17 protein-coding genes are annotated in these 15424 nt (G+C 59.0%); 11 read left to right on the top strand and 6 right to left on the bottom strand.

Translation table 11 applies throughout. From position 1 onward, the window contains the following. Nucleotides 1–47 precede the first annotated feature (47 nt). Entirely contained in the window at nucleotides 48–791 is a 744-nt protein-coding gene (locus AC1RMX_RS15715) for a phosphatase PAP2 family protein (protein WP_493066024.1), read from the top strand. 90 nt (nucleotides 792–881) lie between these two features. Here AC1RMX_RS15715 and groL read toward each other — a convergent pair whose 3' ends face one another. From groL to AC1RMX_RS15695, 4 genes are all read right to left on the bottom strand, one after another. Continuing rightward, nucleotides 882–2528, bottom strand: coding sequence for a chaperonin GroEL (gene groL, locus AC1RMX_RS15710; protein ID WP_493066025.1), 1647 nt, complete (start codon nucleotides 2526–2528; stop codon nucleotides 882–884). Nucleotides 2529–2579: 51 nt separating this feature from the next. Continuing rightward, nucleotides 2580–2873 carry a co-chaperone GroES gene (locus AC1RMX_RS15705; protein WP_007916610.1) on the bottom strand — a complete coding sequence of 98 codons (294 nt, stop codon included), beginning with the start codon at nucleotides 2871–2873 and terminating at the stop codon, nucleotides 2580–2582. 258 nt (nucleotides 2874–3131) lie between these two features. Continuing rightward, nucleotides 3132–3608, bottom strand: coding sequence for an FxsA family protein (locus AC1RMX_RS15700; protein ID WP_096818434.1), 477 nt, complete (start codon nucleotides 3606–3608; stop codon nucleotides 3132–3134). 65 nt (nucleotides 3609–3673) lie between these two features. Then, nucleotides 3674–4405 carry a HugZ family pyridoxamine 5'-phosphate oxidase gene (locus AC1RMX_RS15695; protein ID WP_493072510.1) on the bottom strand — a complete coding sequence of 244 codons (732 nt, stop codon included), beginning with the start codon at nucleotides 4403–4405 and terminating at the stop codon, nucleotides 3674–3676. A 162-nt stretch (nucleotides 4406–4567) separates the two neighbouring features. Between AC1RMX_RS15695 and AC1RMX_RS15690 the strand changes: the two genes are divergently transcribed. After that, the gene (locus AC1RMX_RS15690; protein WP_085709540.1) at nucleotides 4568–5326 is read left to right on the top strand and encodes an SDR family oxidoreductase; all 759 of its coding nucleotides are present in this window, start codon (nucleotides 4568–4570) and stop codon (nucleotides 5324–5326) included. Nucleotides 5327–5394: 68 nt separating this feature from the next. Here AC1RMX_RS15690 and apbC read toward each other — a convergent pair whose 3' ends face one another. After that, nucleotides 5395–6489 carry an iron-sulfur cluster carrier protein ApbC gene (gene apbC, locus AC1RMX_RS15685; protein ID WP_096818437.1) on the bottom strand — a complete coding sequence of 365 codons (1095 nt, stop codon included), beginning with the start codon at nucleotides 6487–6489 and terminating at the stop codon, nucleotides 5395–5397. Nucleotides 6490–6644: 155 nt separating this feature from the next. On the opposite strand from apbC, the gene metG reads away from it, so the two are divergent. The 8 genes from metG to AC1RMX_RS15645 all read left to right on the top strand — a co-directional run bounded on the left by metG (nucleotide 6645) and on the right by AC1RMX_RS15645 (nucleotide 13674). Continuing rightward, on the top strand, nucleotides 6645–8696 hold the full coding sequence (gene metG / locus AC1RMX_RS15680) for a methionine--tRNA ligase (protein WP_493072509.1): 2052 nt from the start codon (nucleotides 6645–6647) through the stop codon (nucleotides 8694–8696). Between the two features lie 131 nt (nucleotides 8697–8827). Beyond that, a complete protein-coding gene (locus AC1RMX_RS15675) occupies nucleotides 8828–9397 on the top strand; it encodes an electron transport complex protein RnfA (RefSeq protein WP_493072508.1) in 570 nt (189 codons plus the stop codon). Next, entirely contained in the window at nucleotides 9394–10608 is a 1215-nt protein-coding gene (gene rsxB, locus AC1RMX_RS15670; RefSeq protein WP_273539299.1) for an electron transport complex subunit RsxB, read from the top strand. The genes AC1RMX_RS15675 and rsxB overlap by 4 nt, the downstream gene beginning before the upstream one ends. Then, nucleotides 10595–11578, top strand: coding sequence for an RnfABCDGE type electron transport complex subunit D (locus AC1RMX_RS15665; RefSeq protein ID WP_493072507.1), 984 nt, complete (start codon nucleotides 10595–10597; stop codon nucleotides 11576–11578). The genes rsxB and AC1RMX_RS15665 overlap by 14 nt, the downstream gene beginning before the upstream one ends. After that, on the top strand, nucleotides 11575–12180 hold the full coding sequence (locus tag AC1RMX_RS15660; RefSeq protein ID WP_096818448.1) for an RnfABCDGE type electron transport complex subunit G: 606 nt from the start codon (nucleotides 11575–11577) through the stop codon (nucleotides 12178–12180). Before AC1RMX_RS15665 ends, AC1RMX_RS15660 begins: the two co-directional genes overlap by 4 nt. Beyond that, nucleotides 12177–12758, top strand: coding sequence for an Rnf-Nqr domain containing protein (locus AC1RMX_RS15655; protein ID WP_493072506.1), 582 nt, complete (start codon nucleotides 12177–12179; stop codon nucleotides 12756–12758). Before AC1RMX_RS15660 ends, AC1RMX_RS15655 begins: the two co-directional genes overlap by 4 nt. Then, nucleotides 12755–13393, top strand: a complete 639-nt coding sequence (gene nth / locus AC1RMX_RS15650; protein ID WP_096818452.1) for an endonuclease III — start codon at nucleotides 12755–12757, stop codon at nucleotides 13391–13393. Before AC1RMX_RS15655 ends, nth begins: the two co-directional genes overlap by 4 nt. Nucleotides 13394–13500: 107 nt before the next feature. After that, nucleotides 13501–13674: a PA3496 family putative envelope integrity protein gene (locus tag AC1RMX_RS15645; protein WP_096818454.1), complete on the top strand. Its 174-nt coding sequence runs from the start codon at nucleotides 13501–13503 to the stop codon at nucleotides 13672–13674. Nucleotides 13675–13762: 88 nt separating this feature from the next. Here the strand turns inward: AC1RMX_RS15645 and AC1RMX_RS15640 are convergent, their stop codons facing one another. Beyond that, entirely contained in the window at nucleotides 13763–14389 is a 627-nt protein-coding gene (locus AC1RMX_RS15640; protein ID WP_085730184.1) for a response regulator transcription factor, read from the bottom strand. A 395-nt stretch (nucleotides 14390–14784) separates the two neighbouring features. On the opposite strand from AC1RMX_RS15640, the gene AC1RMX_RS15635 reads away from it, so the two are divergent. Continuing rightward, nucleotides 14785–15369, top strand: a complete 585-nt coding sequence (locus AC1RMX_RS15635) for a hypothetical protein (protein WP_096818456.1) — start codon at nucleotides 14785–14787, stop codon at nucleotides 15367–15369. The last annotated feature ends 55 nt before the right edge of the window (nucleotides 15370–15424 follow it).

Raw genomic sequence — 15424 nt, 5'->3', positions numbered from 1 at the left:
GCGCCCCGGGCTGATGCCCCGGGGCGTTTTCCCGTTCTGGATCCCTCATGTCATCAAGCGTTGTACGCCCTGCCCCTCGCCCGCTGAATTTTTGGCTGTGCCTGGGGATACCCGCCGTCGCGGCCGCCATTCTGGTCTTGCTCGAACTGACCGATCTGGACATGAACCTGGCCCGGATGTTTTACGACCCCGCCGCCGGCGACTTCATCGGGCGCCACAGTTACTTCCTGGAAAACATCCTTCACGACCGCGCCAAACAGGTGGTGATCGCGTTTTCGGTGTTTTCCGTCATTGGTTTCATCGCGGCGTTCTTCATCGCGCGGCTCAAGCCCTTCAAGCGTGAGCTGGGTTGCCTGGTGCTGTCGCTGGGCCTGGCGACGTCATTCGTGACACCGATGAAAGCCGTGACTGCCGTGCAGTGCCCGTGGAGCCTTGAGCAGTTCGGCGGCCATGAAACCTACAGCAAACTGCTGGATCACCGCCCGCCGACCGACAAGCCCGGACGTTGCTGGCCCGGTGGCCATGCCGCAACGGGTTTCACCTTGTTTGCGCTGTTCTTCGTGCTGCGTGACCGTCGCCCGCGACTGGCGCGGCAGGCATTCATCTTTGCCTTTGCGCTGGGCTCGGTGTTCTCGATCAGCCGGATGATGCAGGGTGCGCACTTCTTTTCGCACAACGTGTGGACGGCGATTTTCTGCTGGTTGATCTGCCTGGGGTCGTATTACTGGGTGCTCTATCGCCCGACCGTCAAAGCGGAAGCGGTCACGCAGGCACAACCGGTAAACGCCTGAGTACTTGAAGCTCTGCCTATAAAATCAGGGCAATAAAAAACCCCGCCTGCTCATCGCAGGCGGGGTTTTTCGTTTCGGGGTAAGGCTGGCTTACATCATGCCGCCCATGCCACCCATGCCGCCCATGTCTGGCATACCGCCGCCAGCAGCACCGTCTTTCTTCGGTGCGTCAGCAACAGCAGCTTCGGTGGTCAGGATCAGACCGCCGATCGACGATGCAGCTTGCAGAGCGGAACGGGTTACCTTGGTTGGGTCCAGGATGCCCATTTCGATCATGTCGCCGTATTCGCCAGTCGCAGCGTTGTAACCGAAGTTACCTTTGCCGTTCTTGACTTCGTTGACCACAACGCTTGGCTCGTCGCCGCTGTTGGCAGCGATCTGACGCAGCGGTGCTTCAACGGCACGACGCAGAACAGCGATACCTACGTCCTGGTCGGCGTTGTCGCCTTTCAGGTTGATGATCGCGTTCAGAGCGCGGATCAGCGCAACGCCACCGCCAGGTACCACGCCTTCTTCAACGGCTGCGCGGGTTGCGTGCAGGGCGTCTTCAACGCGGGCTTTCTTCTCTTTCATTTCAACTTCGGAACCGGCGCCAACCTTGATCACTGCAACGCCGCCGGACAGCTTGGCCAGACGCTCTTGCAGTTTTTCACGGTCGTAGTCCGAGGAAGTCTCGGCAACCTGGGCACGGATCTGGTTGATGCGTGCTTCGATGTCGCCCTGAACGCCAGCACCGTCAACGATGATGGTGTTTTCCTTGGACAGGGTCACGCGCTTGGCGCTACCCAGGTGTTCCAGGGTGGTGCTTTCCAGGCTCAGGCCGATCTCTTCGGAGATAACGGTACCGCCGGTCAGAACAGCGATGTCCTGCAGCATGGCCTTGCGACGGTCGCCGAAGCCTGGAGCCTTGACGGCTGCGACTTTAACGATGCCACGCATGTTGTTCACTACCAGAGTCGCCAGGGCTTCGCCTTCAACGTCTTCGGCAACGATCAGCAGTGGACGGCCGGCTTTGGCAACGGCTTCCAGTACTGGCAGCATTTCGCGGATGTTCGAGATCTTCTTGTCGACCAGCAGGATCAGCGCGCCTTCCAGCTCGGCAACCATGGTCTCTGGCTTGTTGACGAAGTATGGGGACAGGTAGCCACGGTCGAACTGCATGCCTTCTACAACCGACAGTTCGTTTTCCAGGCCCGAGCCTTCTTCAACGGTGATCACGCCTTCTTTACCGACTTTTTCCATGGCTTCGGCAATGATGTCGCCGATGGAGTTGTCGGAGTTGGCGGAGATGGTGCCAACCTGAGCGATCGCTTTAGTGTCGGTGCATGGTGCGGACAGCTTTTTCAGCTCGGCAACGACAGCGATGGTCGCTTTGTCGATACCGCGCTTCAGGTCCATCGGGTTCATGCCGGCAGCGACGGCTTTCAGGCCTTCGTTGACGATCGACTGAGCCAGAACGGTAGCGGTGGTAGTACCGTCACCAGCGTCATCGTTGGCACGGGAGGCAACGTCTTTGACCAGCTGCGCGCCCATGTTTTCGAAACGGTCTTCGAGTTCGATTTCCTTGGCGACGGAAACGCCGTCCTTGGTGATGGTCGGAGCGCCGAAGCTCTTCTCGAGGATCACGTTACGGCCTTTCGGGCCCAGGGTCGCTTTTACCGCGTCAGCCAGGACGTTTACGCCAACCAGCATTTTCTTGCGGGCGGAATCGCCGAATTTAACTTCTTTAGCAGCCATGATCGATATTCCTTAAATACTTTGTAGTAGCGGGAAAATGAACGGGGGTAATCAGCCTTCGATAACAGCGAGGATTTCGTTCTCGCTCATTACCAGCAGGTCTTCGCCGTCGACTTTCACAGTGTTGCTGCCGGAGTAAGGACCGAACACAACCTTGTCGCCTTCCTTAACGGACAGTGCGCGCACTTCGCCGTTTTCCAGAGCTTTGCCCGGGCCTACAGCGAGAATCACACCGTGGTTGGCTTTTTCAGCAGCCGAACCTGGCAGGACGATACCGCCAGCGGTTTTCTTTTCTTCTTCGCTGCGACGGATAACGACGCGGTCATGCAGAGGACGAAGCTTCATTGTCGATCTCTCCTAATTGTGGTTTTCATCGGCCGGTGTAGTCCCGGCGGGTTTAACGAATCCGGCCTGCGCCGGTTGCGGCTCGTCGAGCGAACCGCGGAAGTCTGTCCGACTCAAATGTCGGAAACCTTTCGGTGACCGATACATAAGGGCGCATAAGCTTATTACAAGGGCGGTGCTAAAAAAATTTCACTGCGGCTTCATGAATTGGCCCCACAAACGAACACGGCACCCGAAGGTGCCGTGTCGATGCAGAAGTTACTGGGTGTCGCGGTGTTCGAACTCGCCTTCGATCACATCGCCTTCGCGACCCAGAGGCTGGCGCGGTGCGGGACCGCCGCGAGGTTGCAGGTCATCGGCGAACGCGCGCTGACGCATGGCCTGTTCTTCGGCGCGCTGACGCATTTTGTTGGCGACCAGACGACGGCTGAATGGCAACAGCAGCACCAGACCGACCACGTCGCTGATGAAACCCGGCAGGATCAACAGACCACCGGCCAGGGCCAGCATCAGGCCTTCGAGCATGGTTTGCGCGGGCAGTTCGCCGCGGTTCAGGCTTTCACGGGCACGCAGGGCGGTTGCCAGTCCGGCGACGCGCAGCACAAATACGCCGAACATCGAGCCGAGAATGATCAGCAGCAGGGCCGGGAAAAATCCGATCGAACCTGCCACTTTGACGAATACGAACAGCTCCAACACCGGGAACAGCAGAAAGAGCAACAAAAAAGGGCGCATCAAAGTTTCCTCAACGCAAGAAATGCCTTGCAGTAAGCCTTAGATGACGTCGCCCTTTCGTGAATTCAAGCGTCGGCCACCGCATTTTTTGGCCAGACCTCGGCGTGAGCCAGAGAAACCAAGGCTTCGCGCACTTGTATCGGCGTATGACAAGGCGCTTGAAACGGCAGCCAGTACAGCACCTGACCGATGCGCAGGTGCATGCCTTCGGTGTCGATCCCGGCCATTTGCGCCGGGACGGTTTTCGGCAGCCCGGCGAGGTCGACGTAATGCGCGATGGCCTTGGCGTGGTCGCTGTTCATGTGCTCGACCATGCTGATTTCGGCCTTGCCGGCGAACGGGTTGGCCAGGGTCAGGTGATCGACCCAGTGGATCGCGCCGAAACCGCCGATGTAGCGATGACGTACCGGAGTGAGCACCCAGAAGTCGAAATCGTGGGCCTTGTGGTAATTCTGCGAGTCGGGGAAATAGCGGTAGTAGCGCTCGGCGGCGGCTTCGATGGCAGCCGCATCTTCGAGCTTTTGAGCCTCGGCCAGATAGGTCAGGCGACCGACGGCTTGCACGTCATCGGCCTCGCGCTCGCCCACCAGCAGCGAACACTTCGGATCTTTCTGCAGGTTGTGGGTGTGCTGGGCGATGCGGCTGATCAGGATCAGCGGCCGGCCCTGTTCGTCCAGGCAGTAGGGAACCACGGAGCCGAACGGAAAACCGGGCATCGATTTGGAGTGGGTCGACAGCACGCCACGGTATTCCTTGAGAAGCAATTCTCGGGCATTCTTAGCCGCTTCAACGCTCAATTTATGACTCCTTAAATAGAATCCGTCGAAAAAACGGACGGGCGACATGGATAAGTTTCAGTCGCCACAGGGGCAGTTCTCATGTGCAGCCGGGCTTTGTCAGGCGCAGATCGAGAGGCTCTCTAAAGGACACCACTCTGACCTGCTCTCGGGGACATGCGAATGCAACTCAACGACAAAGTAATCATTATCACTGGCGGTTGCCAAGGCCTGGGCCGCTCGATGGCCGAGTATTTCGCAGGCCTGGGCGCGAAGCTGGCACTGGTCGACCTGAACCAGGAAAAACTCGATGACGCCGTCGCGGCCTGCAAGGCCAAGGGCGTCGAGGCGCGCAGCTATCTGTGCAACGTCGCCAATGAAGAGCAAGTGACGCACATGGTTGCCCAGGTCGCCGAGGACTTCGGCGCGATTCACGGCTTGATCAACAACGCCGGGATCCTGCGCGACGGCCTGCTGCTCAAGGTCAAGGACGGCGAAATGACCAAGATGAGCCTGGCCCAATGGCAGGCGGTGATCGACGTCAACCTGACCGGCGTGTTCCTCTGCACCCGTGAAGTGGCGGCGAAAATGGTCGAGCTGAAGAACAGTGGCGCGATCATCAACATCTCGTCGATCTCCCGCGCGGGCAACGTCGGCCAGACCAACTACTCCGCCGCCAAGGCCGGTGTGGCGGCAGCGACCGTGACCTGGGCCAAGGAGCTGGCGCGCTACGGCATTCGTGTGGCCGGCATCGCGCCGGGCTTCATCGAAACCGAGATGACCCTGGGCATGAAACCGGAAGCGCTGGAGAAAATGACTTCGGGCATTCCGCTCAAGCGCATGGGCAAGCCGGAAGAGATCGCCCATTCGGCGGCGTACATCTTCGAGAACGACTACTACACCGGCCGGATTCTGGAGATGGACGGCGGGCTGCGCATCTGACCTCTGTCGCGGAATGAAAAACGCCCCGGTGCTTAAGCACCGGGGCGTTTTTGTTTAAACCACAGGCATCAATCGTCGCTGATGGTGATGTTCGGCATCGCCGGCGATGCCGCTTCCTGCAACACGATCCGCGCGCCAACGTGGCGGGCCAGTTCCTGATAGACCATAGCGATCTGGCTGTCCGGCTCGGAAATCACCGTCGGCTTGCCGCCATCGGCCTGTTCGCGGATCAGCATCGACAATGGCAGCGACGCCAGCAGTTCGACGCCGAACTGGGTCGCCAGCTTCTCGCCACCGCCCTCACCGAACAGATGCTCGGCGTGTCCGCAGTTCGAGCAGATGTGCACGGCCATGTTTTCCACCACGCCCAGCACCGGAATGTTGACCTTGCGGAACATCTCCACGCCCTTGCGTGCGTCGAGCAGCGCCAGATCCTGCGGCGTGGTGACGATCACGGCGCCAGCCACCGGGACTTTCTGCGCCAGGGTCAGCTGGATATCGCCGGTGCCTGGCGGCATGTCGATCACCAGATAATCCAGGTCGCCCCACGCGGTTTGCGTGACCAGTTGCAGCAGCGCGCCGGAGACCATCGGCCCGCGCCAGACCATCGGCGTGTTGTCGTCGGTCAGGAAGGCCATCGACATGACTTCCACGCCATGGGCCTGAAGCGGCACGAACCACTTCTGATCCTTGACCTGCGGGCGGGTGCCCTCGGGAATGCCGAACATGATGCCTTGGCTCGGGCCGTAGATATCGGCGTCGAGAATCCCGACTTTCGCGCCTTCACGGGCCAGTGCCAGCGCCAGGTTGGCGGCGGTGGTGGATTTGCCCACGCCGCCCTTGCCGGACGCCACGGCGACCACGTTCTTGACGTTGGCCAGCCCCGGAATCTGCGCCTGGGCCTTGTGCGCGGCGATCACGCTGTTGACCTCGACCTTGGCCGACACTACGCCGTCGAGGTTTTCGATGGCCAGTTGCAGCAATTGCGCCCAGCCGCTCTTGAACAGACCGGCGGCATAACCGATTTCCAGCTGCACGCTGACGCGATCACCGGTGATTTCGATGTTGCGCACGCAACCGGCGCTGACCGGATCCTGGTTCAGGTAAGGGTCGGTGTATTGGCTGAGGACGGCTTCCACCGCTGCGCGAGTGACGGCGCTCATGGGCAACTCCGATAACAAGACTGGGAAAAGATGGCGGGTATCCTACCCCTTCTGTCCTCCGGACGGCATGCCCGGCAACGATTTGCAGGGGTGAAATATCTTTCCCGGCGCTTTATAGTGGCCGACCTCCGTTTCATCAAGTAGCGAAGCCCCACATGTCCGAACCACGCAAGATTCTCGTCACCAGCGCCCTGCCCTACGCCAACGGTTCGATTCACCTTGGCCATATGCTGGAATACATCCAGACCGATATGTGGGTGCGCTTCCAGAAGCATCGCGGCAATCAGTGCATTTACGTCTGCGCCGACGACGCCCACGGTTCGGCGATCATGCTGCGCGCGGAAAAGGAAGGCATCACCCCGGAACAACTGATCGCCAACGTCCAGGCTGAACACAGCGCCGACTTTGCCGAGTTCCTGGTGGACTTCGACAACTTCCACTCCACTCACGCTGAAGAAAACCGTGAGCTGTCGAGCCAGATCTACCTGAAGCTGCGTGACGCCGGACACATCGCCCAACGTTCGATCACCCAGTATTTCGACCCGGAAAAGAAAATGTTCCTGGCCGACCGCTTCATCAAGGGCACCTGCCCGAAATGCGGCACCGAGGACCAGTACGGCGACAACTGCGAAAAATGCGGTGCGACCTACGCGCCGACCGACCTGAAGGATCCGAAGTCGGCAATCTCCGGCGCCACTCCGGTGCTCAAGGATTCCCAGCACTTCTTCTTCAAGCTGCCGGACTTCCAGCAGATGCTGCAGACCTGGACCCGCAGCGGCACCCTGCAGGATGCCGTGGCCAACAAGATCGCCGAATGGCTGGACGCCGGCCTGCAACAGTGGGACATCTCCCGCGATGCACCGTACTTCGGTTTCGAGATCCCGGGCGAACCAGGCAAGTATTTCTACGTGTGGCTGGACGCGCCGATCGGCTACATGGCCAGCTTCAAGAACCTGTGCAACCGCACGCCGGAGCTGGACTTCGACGCGTTCTGGGGCAAGGACTCCACCGCCGAGCTGTACCACTTCATCGGCAAGGACATCGTCAACTTCCACGCCCTGTTCTGGCCGGCGATGCTTGAAGGCGCGGGTTTCCGCAAGCCGACCGGGATCAACGTGCACGGCTACCTGACCGTCAACGGCCAGAAGATGTCCAAGTCCCGCGGCACCTTCATCAAGGCCCGGACCTACCTGGATCACCTGTCGCCGGAATACCTGCGCTACTACTACGCGGCCAAACTGGGCCGTGGCGTGGACGATCTCGACCTGAACCTCGAAGACTTCGTGCAGAAGGTCAACTCCGACCTGGTCGGCAAAGTGGTCAACATCGCCAGCCGTTGCGCCGGTTTCATCCAGAAGGGCAACGCCGGCCTGCTGGTCGACAACAACGCCGCACCGGAACTGACCGACGCGTTCCTGGCCGCTGCGCCGAGCATCGCCGACGCCTATGAAGCCCGCGACTTCGCCCGTGCCATGCGCGAAACCATGGCCCTGGCCGACCGCGCCAACGCCTGGATCGCCGACAAGGCACCGTGGTCGCTGAACAAGCAGGAAGGCAAGCAGGATGAAGTCCAGGCGGTCTGCGCCACGGCGATCAACCTGTTCCGCCAGTTGGTGATTTTCCTCAAGCCGGTGCTGCCGCTGCTGGCTGCCGATGCCGAGGCGTTCCTCAACGTCGCCCCGCTGACCTGGAACGACCACACCACCCTGCTGGCCAACCACCAGTTGAACGAATTCAAACCGTTGATGACCCGCATCGACCCGGTAAAAGTGCAAGCCATGACCGACGCCTCGAAAGAAGACCTGACCGCCAGCCAGACCGACACCGGCGCCGCCGCGCCTGCCGGCAATGGCGAACTGGCCAAGGATCCGCTGTCGCCGGAAATCGACTTCGACACCTTCGCCGCCGTCGACCTGCGCGTCGCGCTGATCGTCAAGGCCGAACACGTTGAAGGGGCGGACAAGCTGCTGCGTCTGACCCTCGACATCGGTGACGAACAACGCAACGTGTTCTCGGGGATCAAGAGCGCCTATCCGGATCCGTCGAAACTCGACGGTCGCCTGACCATGATGATCGCCAACCTCAAGCCACGGAAAATGAAGTTCGGCATCTCCGAAGGCATGGTGATGGCGGCCGGCCCTGGCGGTGAAGAAATCTACCTGCTGAGCCCGGACAGCGGCGCCAAGCCGGGTCAGCGCATCAAGTAAGGTTCTGCACTGACCGATCCCACAGGCGTACCCCGTGCGCCTGTGGGATTTTTCATATCTGGCCCACCCGTCATGGCCGCCGGATAATGCCTAATCTTAAGTGACACCCGCCCGCTCTCACCGGCAGAACCATGACCGAACTCGTGCTTACGCTCTTCAGTGCTGCGCTGATCAACAACTTCGTGTTGCACTGGCCGCTGGGCGTCGATCCGCTGCTGGCTGGCGAGCGCCGTCAGGTGCATGCGCTGGGGCTGGCGACGTTGTGTCTGATGTTGATTGTCGGTGTGGCGGGTTACGCGATCTGGCATTGGCTGCTGGTGCCATTGCAACTGGAATTCCTGCGTCTATTCGTATTCCTGCCGCTGAGCGTCCTGCTGATCACACCGTTGCTGAAGTTGCTGGCGCGCTGGCGACCCGCCCTGCCGTTCGACGGTTTGTGGCCGTTGCTGCTGGGCAATGCCGGTGTGCTGGGGCTGACGCTGATCAACGCGCAAACGGATAAAGGCCTGTTTCATGCAACTGCGCTGAGCCTTGGCGCCGGCCTGGGTTTCTGGCTGGTGTTGAGCCTGTTCAGCGATTTGCGTGAGCGCACGGCCGACAACGATATTCCCCTGCCCTTTCGTGGCCTGCCGATCCAGTTGATCGGCGCCGGATTGATGGCCGTGGCTTTTCTCGGATTCAGTGGACTGATCAAAACATGAGTCTGATTCAACGCATCGATGCCTTGCTGCCGCAGACCCAATGCGGCAAATGCGGCCATCCCGGATGCAAACCCTACGCTGAAGGCATCGCCGACGGCGAGCCGATCAACAAATGCCCGCCGGGTGGTGACGAAACCATCGCGGCGCTGGCCGAACTGCTGAAAATCCCGGTGCTGGAGCTGGACATCAGCCGTGGCGCGGCACCGCCGCAAGTGGCGTTCATCCGTGAAGCCGAGTGCATCGGCTGCACCAAGTGCATCCAGGCCTGCCCGATCGACGCCATCGTCGGCGCGGCGAAACTGATGCACACGGTGATCATCGACGAGTGCACCGGTTGCGATCTGTGCGTGGCGCCGTGCCCCGTCGATTGCATCGAGATGCACCCGCTGCCGCTCGGAACGCTGCCAGTGGTGGGCGGCCTGGCCAACAGCCTCGAAGAACAACAGGCGCGTACCGCCAAGCGCGATCACGCCCGGCAACGCTTCGAACGGCGTAACGCCCGGCTGCAAAGAGAAGAGCAGCAGAAGCAGGCCGAACGCGAAGCCCGTGCGAAACGTGCGGCGCAGGTTGAAGTCGCAGCCACCACACTCGATCCGGTGCAAGCGGCGCTGGAACGGGTACGTGCGCAGAAAGCCGCGACAGCCGACGCCGCGCTGAAGAAGGCCAAGATCGATGTGGCGATGAGCCGCGCTCAATTGCACAAATCGTTGAAAGCCTTCGGTCATCCGCCGACCTTCGAACAACAGTCGCAATTGATCGTATTGCAACAGCAGTTCGAAGCCGCCGAACAAGCGCTGGCGAAACTGGAAAGCAGCGCCGCACCTGCGCCGGTCGTGACAGCCCCAGCAAAAGACGCCGACCTGAAACGAGCGAAAATCCAGTTGGCGATGCGCCGTGCCGAGCTGAAAAAGGCGCAGACCGCAGAGGCTCCGCCGGAGCAGATTGCAGCGCTGGAACAAGCGCTGCGTGACGCCGAACAAGCGTTGCACGACGCCGAAGCCACGAGCGATCAACCGCTGCCCGACCTTGTGCGCGTGGAGAAACGTCCGATCGACAACCAGCTTCGTCAGCTGAAAACCGAACTGGCCTACGCTCGCGCCGACCTGAACAAACTGCAACGACGTGACGGCACGCCAGCCGAGATCCTCGACAAGGCCCGCACCCGCCTGCAAGAGGCGGAGCGGCAGGTAGAAGCCCATGTCATCCATTGAAACCAGAGACGAACGCCTGCAACAGGCAATGAAGCTGGTTTTGCTGGCGACATTGCCGGGGTTGTTGGCGTTGTTCTGGTTTTACGGATGGGGTGTGTTGATCAACCTGATCCTGTCCGTCGTCACAGCCTTGAGCGTCGAAGCCGCCGTGACTCGTCTGCGCCGGCAGCCGGTGCAAGCCACTCTCACCGATGGCAGCGCAGTGGTCAGCGCCACACTGCTGGCAATCGCCTTGCCGCCTTACTGCCCGTGGTGGCTGACGGTCACGGCGATCGGCTCGGGCCTGCTGTTAGGCAAACACTTGTACGGTGGCGTGGGCAGAAACCCGTTCAATCCGGCCATGCTCGGTTTTGCTTTCGCGATGGTGATGTTCCCGCAGCCGATGACCCATTGGCCGGCCCATGGCATGGATCTGACGACGGCCATTGAACAGGTGTTCAACCTGGGCGTGGCGCCGGACGCCTGGGTTCAGGCCACCGCACTGGACAGCCTGCGCATCAACAAAAGCCTGACCATCGATGAGTTGTTTGCCAGCAACCCGGCATTCGGCCACTTCGGCGGGCATGGCGTGGAGTGGGTGAACCTGGCATTTCTTGCCGGTGGATTGTTCCTGTTACAGCGCCGGGTGATCGGCTGGCACGCACCGGTCGGCATGCTTGCCAGCCTGTTCGTCATCAGCCTGCTGTGCTGGAACGGTTCGGGGTCCGACGCTCATGGCTCGCCGCTGTTTCATCTGCTGAGTGGCGCGACCATGCTGGGTGCGTTCTTCATCGTCACTGAACCGGTGTCGGGGGCAAAGAGTCCGCTCGCCCGCTTGTTGTTCGGCGCCGGCGTCGGCCTGCTGACCTATCTGATTCGCACCTGGGGCGGCTATCCGGATGGCGTGGCGTTCGCAGTGTTGCTGATGAATCTGTGCGTGCCGGCGCTGGAACGCATTGCAGCCGCTCGTCAGTCGCAGGTGATGCCATGAACCGCACAAGCAGCCTGATCACCCTGGCGCTGCTGGCAACGATTGGTGTCGGCGCGACTTATGTTGTGCAACGCAGCAATGCGCCGCAGATCGCCGCCGAGCAGCGCCAGCTCGAAAGTCGCAAACTGCTGGATGTGCTTTCAGTCGACGCCTATGACAATCAGCCTCTGGAACAGCCTCTGGCGCTGACCGACACCCACCTGAGCCACAGCGAGTTGCTGGGCGGTTATCGGGCGACCAGGGCCGGCCAACCCGTGGCGGTGCTGCTGCGCAGCCAGACCGAGGGTTATGCGGGTCGCATCGAGTTGCTGATTGCCATCGATGCCAATGGCCGATTGCTCGGCGTGAAAACCCTTGAGCAAACTGAAACGCCGGCGCTGGGCGGGCATCTCGGTGACTGGCCAAATAGCTGGTTGCAGGCGTTTATCGGCAAATCCAGCAGCCAGCCGACCGATGCCGGATGGGCCTTGAAAAAGGATCAGGGGCAATTCGACCAGATCGCTGGCGCAACCATCACATCTCGCGCGGCCATCAACGCCATCCACGATGCCCTGCGTTACTTCGACGACCACCGGACGAGCCTGCTGGGGAGCGCGCCATGAACGCATCAGCGACTCTGTCGAACTCAATGATGCTGGTGCTGTTGATCGGCGCCACTGACTCCGTGGCCGGCGCACTGGCGATCCTGCTGATGTTCGCCGTTGTGGTGAGTGCTTACGGTTTGTGCATGACAGCACTGCGGACTCGACTGAGCTCCGAGAGCCTGTTGCCGGTCGGTCTGGTGCTGGCCGCAACACTGGCGGGGTGCGCCGATATTCTGCTGCAGCGCGCCGCTATGCAGTGGCAACAACTGAGTAGCCTTTACGCCGGCCTGATCGGTTTGCAGTGCGTCATTCTGGAACACAATGGATTCTTTCGATTGCCAGCCCGAGGGCGTCTGACACTGTGTGGCGTGTTTGCCGCCCTGATGACCGTGCTGGCGGTGTTGCGCGAGCTGCTCGGTCAGGGCAGCATCGGCCATCACCTGTCGGATCACTGGCAAGGTTTTATTCTGTTCGGCGACGGCCTGCATTTCGCGACGCTGGCTCCCGGCGCCTTCATACTGCTGGGGCTGGTGCTCGCCGCCCGTCAGGCCTGTTCTCGCCCTGCCGCCCTACCCGAGGAAACGCATCACCCATGAATGCCGCAAAACGTCTGGAGATCTTCCGCAGGCTTCACGAGGATAATCCCGAACCCAAGACCGAACTCGCCTACTCTTCGCCTTTCGAGTTGTTGATCGCGGTGATTCTGTCCGCACAATCGACTGACGTCGGGGTGAACAAGGCGACGGCGAAACTTTACCCGGTGGCCAACACGCCGGCCGCCATTCATGCCTTGGGCGTCGAAGGTTTGTCCGAGTACATCAAGACCATCGGCCTCTATAACAGCAAGGCCAAAAACGTGATCGAGACCTGTCGCATGCTGGTCGAGTTGCACAATGGCGAAGTCCCACAGACGCGCGAAGCGCTGGAAGCCCTGCCCGGCGTCGGCCGCAAGACCGCCAACGTCGTGCTCAACACCGCGTTCCGTCAATTGACGATGGCGGTGGACACCCACATTTTCCGGGTCAGTAACCGCACCGGTATTGCGCCGGGCAAAAACGTAGTCGAGGTGGAGAACAAACTGATGAAGTTTGTACCCAAGCAATACCTGCTCGATTCGCATCACTGGCTCATTCTTCACGGGCGCTACGTGTGCCTGGCCCGCAAGCCGCGGTGCGGCAGCTGTCGGATCGAAGACTTGTGCGAATACAAGGACAAAACTTCGGACGATTGAGCGTCTATTAAGTTTATTGATATTTCGATTGAAAAAATCTTTTTTACGATCTGCTGGAATATCGATATAAGGAGCGCCAAAGGCAGCCTTAGCCTGGAGTTAACCTTATGAGCACCAGCAAAGAGCAAGTGGACGTAGAAGACGATTTCGTCGCGGAGTCGGACGACGAACCGGTGGTTGAGGTCGCCAAGACCAACCTGAGCAAACGCCGCACCATCGATAACATGCTTGAGGAACGCCGACTGCAGAAGCAATTGGCCGATTACGACTTTGATCTCTGACATTTGAAAGCCTCCCGCAACGGAGGCTTTTTCGTTTCTGCTGCAAGCTGATGCCGACCTGCCCAGGATCCGTCAGCGACTGAAGCGGTCAGACCAGGCCATTGCGCTGGGCCAGTTCGATCAGATCCACCAGTGAACGCGCATTGAGCTTCAGCAGCAACCGCGTCTTGTAGGTGCTGACGGTCTTGTTGCTGAGAAACATGCCATCGGCGATTTCCTTGTTGGTCTTGCCGCGTGCCAACTGCTGCAACACCATCATCTCCCGCCCGGACAAACGATCGACCATGTCGGCTTCACTGGCATTGCCCAGGCTGGTACGTACGGTGTGCAACGCCTGATTCGGAAAATAGCTGTACCCGGACAGCACAGCCTTGATAGCGCTGAGCAGTTCGGTCAGATCCTGTTGTTTGCAAACATATCCCGCCGCTCCCGACTGCATGCAGCGCATGGAAAAATGGCCCGGGGCCTGGGACGTCAACACCAGCACCTTCAGAGGCATCGCGCTGGTTGTAAGACGCGCAATGACTTCCAGCCCATCAAGTTTCGGTATACCGATATCCAGAATGACAATATCAGGCATCTGGTCGCGAGCCAGTTGTAATGCATCCACTCCGTTATCCGTTTCTGCAATGACTTCGTAGCCATGACGTTCCATCAGCATACGCACCGCAAGACGAATGACGGGGTGATCATCCACGATCAGCACTTTATTCATGGGCAAGTCCAGTTTCGCTGTTCGAATTTTTAGAACCGGCACAATAACGTAGTCATTTCACCCATGGCATAGCGAAGTTCCCTTGCATTGGCAGCGAGAGACACTTCCTACAGGCAATAAAGATTTCTCCTACAGAAAAGACTCATAAATGTAGCGACAAGTCATCCAGACCAAGTGACCACTTGAAAATTATTTGACCTGCGACACTCGCTTATCGAGTAACGAACCCTGACAAGAGAAACTCGATACGACAAAAAACCGAAACAACATACTTATATCCAACCGGCCACTTTTAATATAAATACCAGACATCGGGGACAAAAATATCTCCACCCCCTTACAGCAACTTAAACGACCCAACATAAAGAGAAAGACCATACTCATGAGTAAAGAATATGTTAAAGATCAACAAGAAAATCACCAACCCCATCAGTGTCATTGCCATATTCGCGTTCATCTCCGAAACGTCCGCAGCAGTGTCCCTGCCCTTCCTTGACAATGACGAACGGGAAATCTACATCTGGTTTCTGATCAGCTTTCCATTCTATTTACTGTTCCTGTTTTTCATCACCTTGAACTTCAACTACCGATCCCTTTATGCACCTTCGGACTTTGGTGACGACAAGAATTTCCTGAAAGCTTTTGAAGATAACAACGCTGATTTCCCCGGCGAATCGACTGACCCATCAACTACCGAAATTCAGACTGTAAAACTACCAAAACCGCTGAGTACGCTGTGCATCATTGACATTCGAGGCATGAACACCGAATCAAAAATAAACACACTTCTGGAAAAAGTCCCACAACCCGTCAAGCACTCGCTCAGAATATTCCTCGTTTTAACGGATGATATGTCAGAGATTTTACCGAAAGAAAACATCGCCAAATCGCTCAAACGAGGAAGGAAAGCCATGGGGACGACGTACTGTATTATTTACGACGTTCACTCGCTGAACATCAGTGTATTGGGAAGAGTTTAAATTGAGGCGCAGAGACACGAAGTACATCAATACGATGCGCACAGTACAACAGATG

It is taken from the genome of Pseudomonas sp. GW822-FHT03F04 (assembly GCF_058801405.1).
This window is presented reverse-complemented; position numbering and strand designations above follow the sequence as displayed.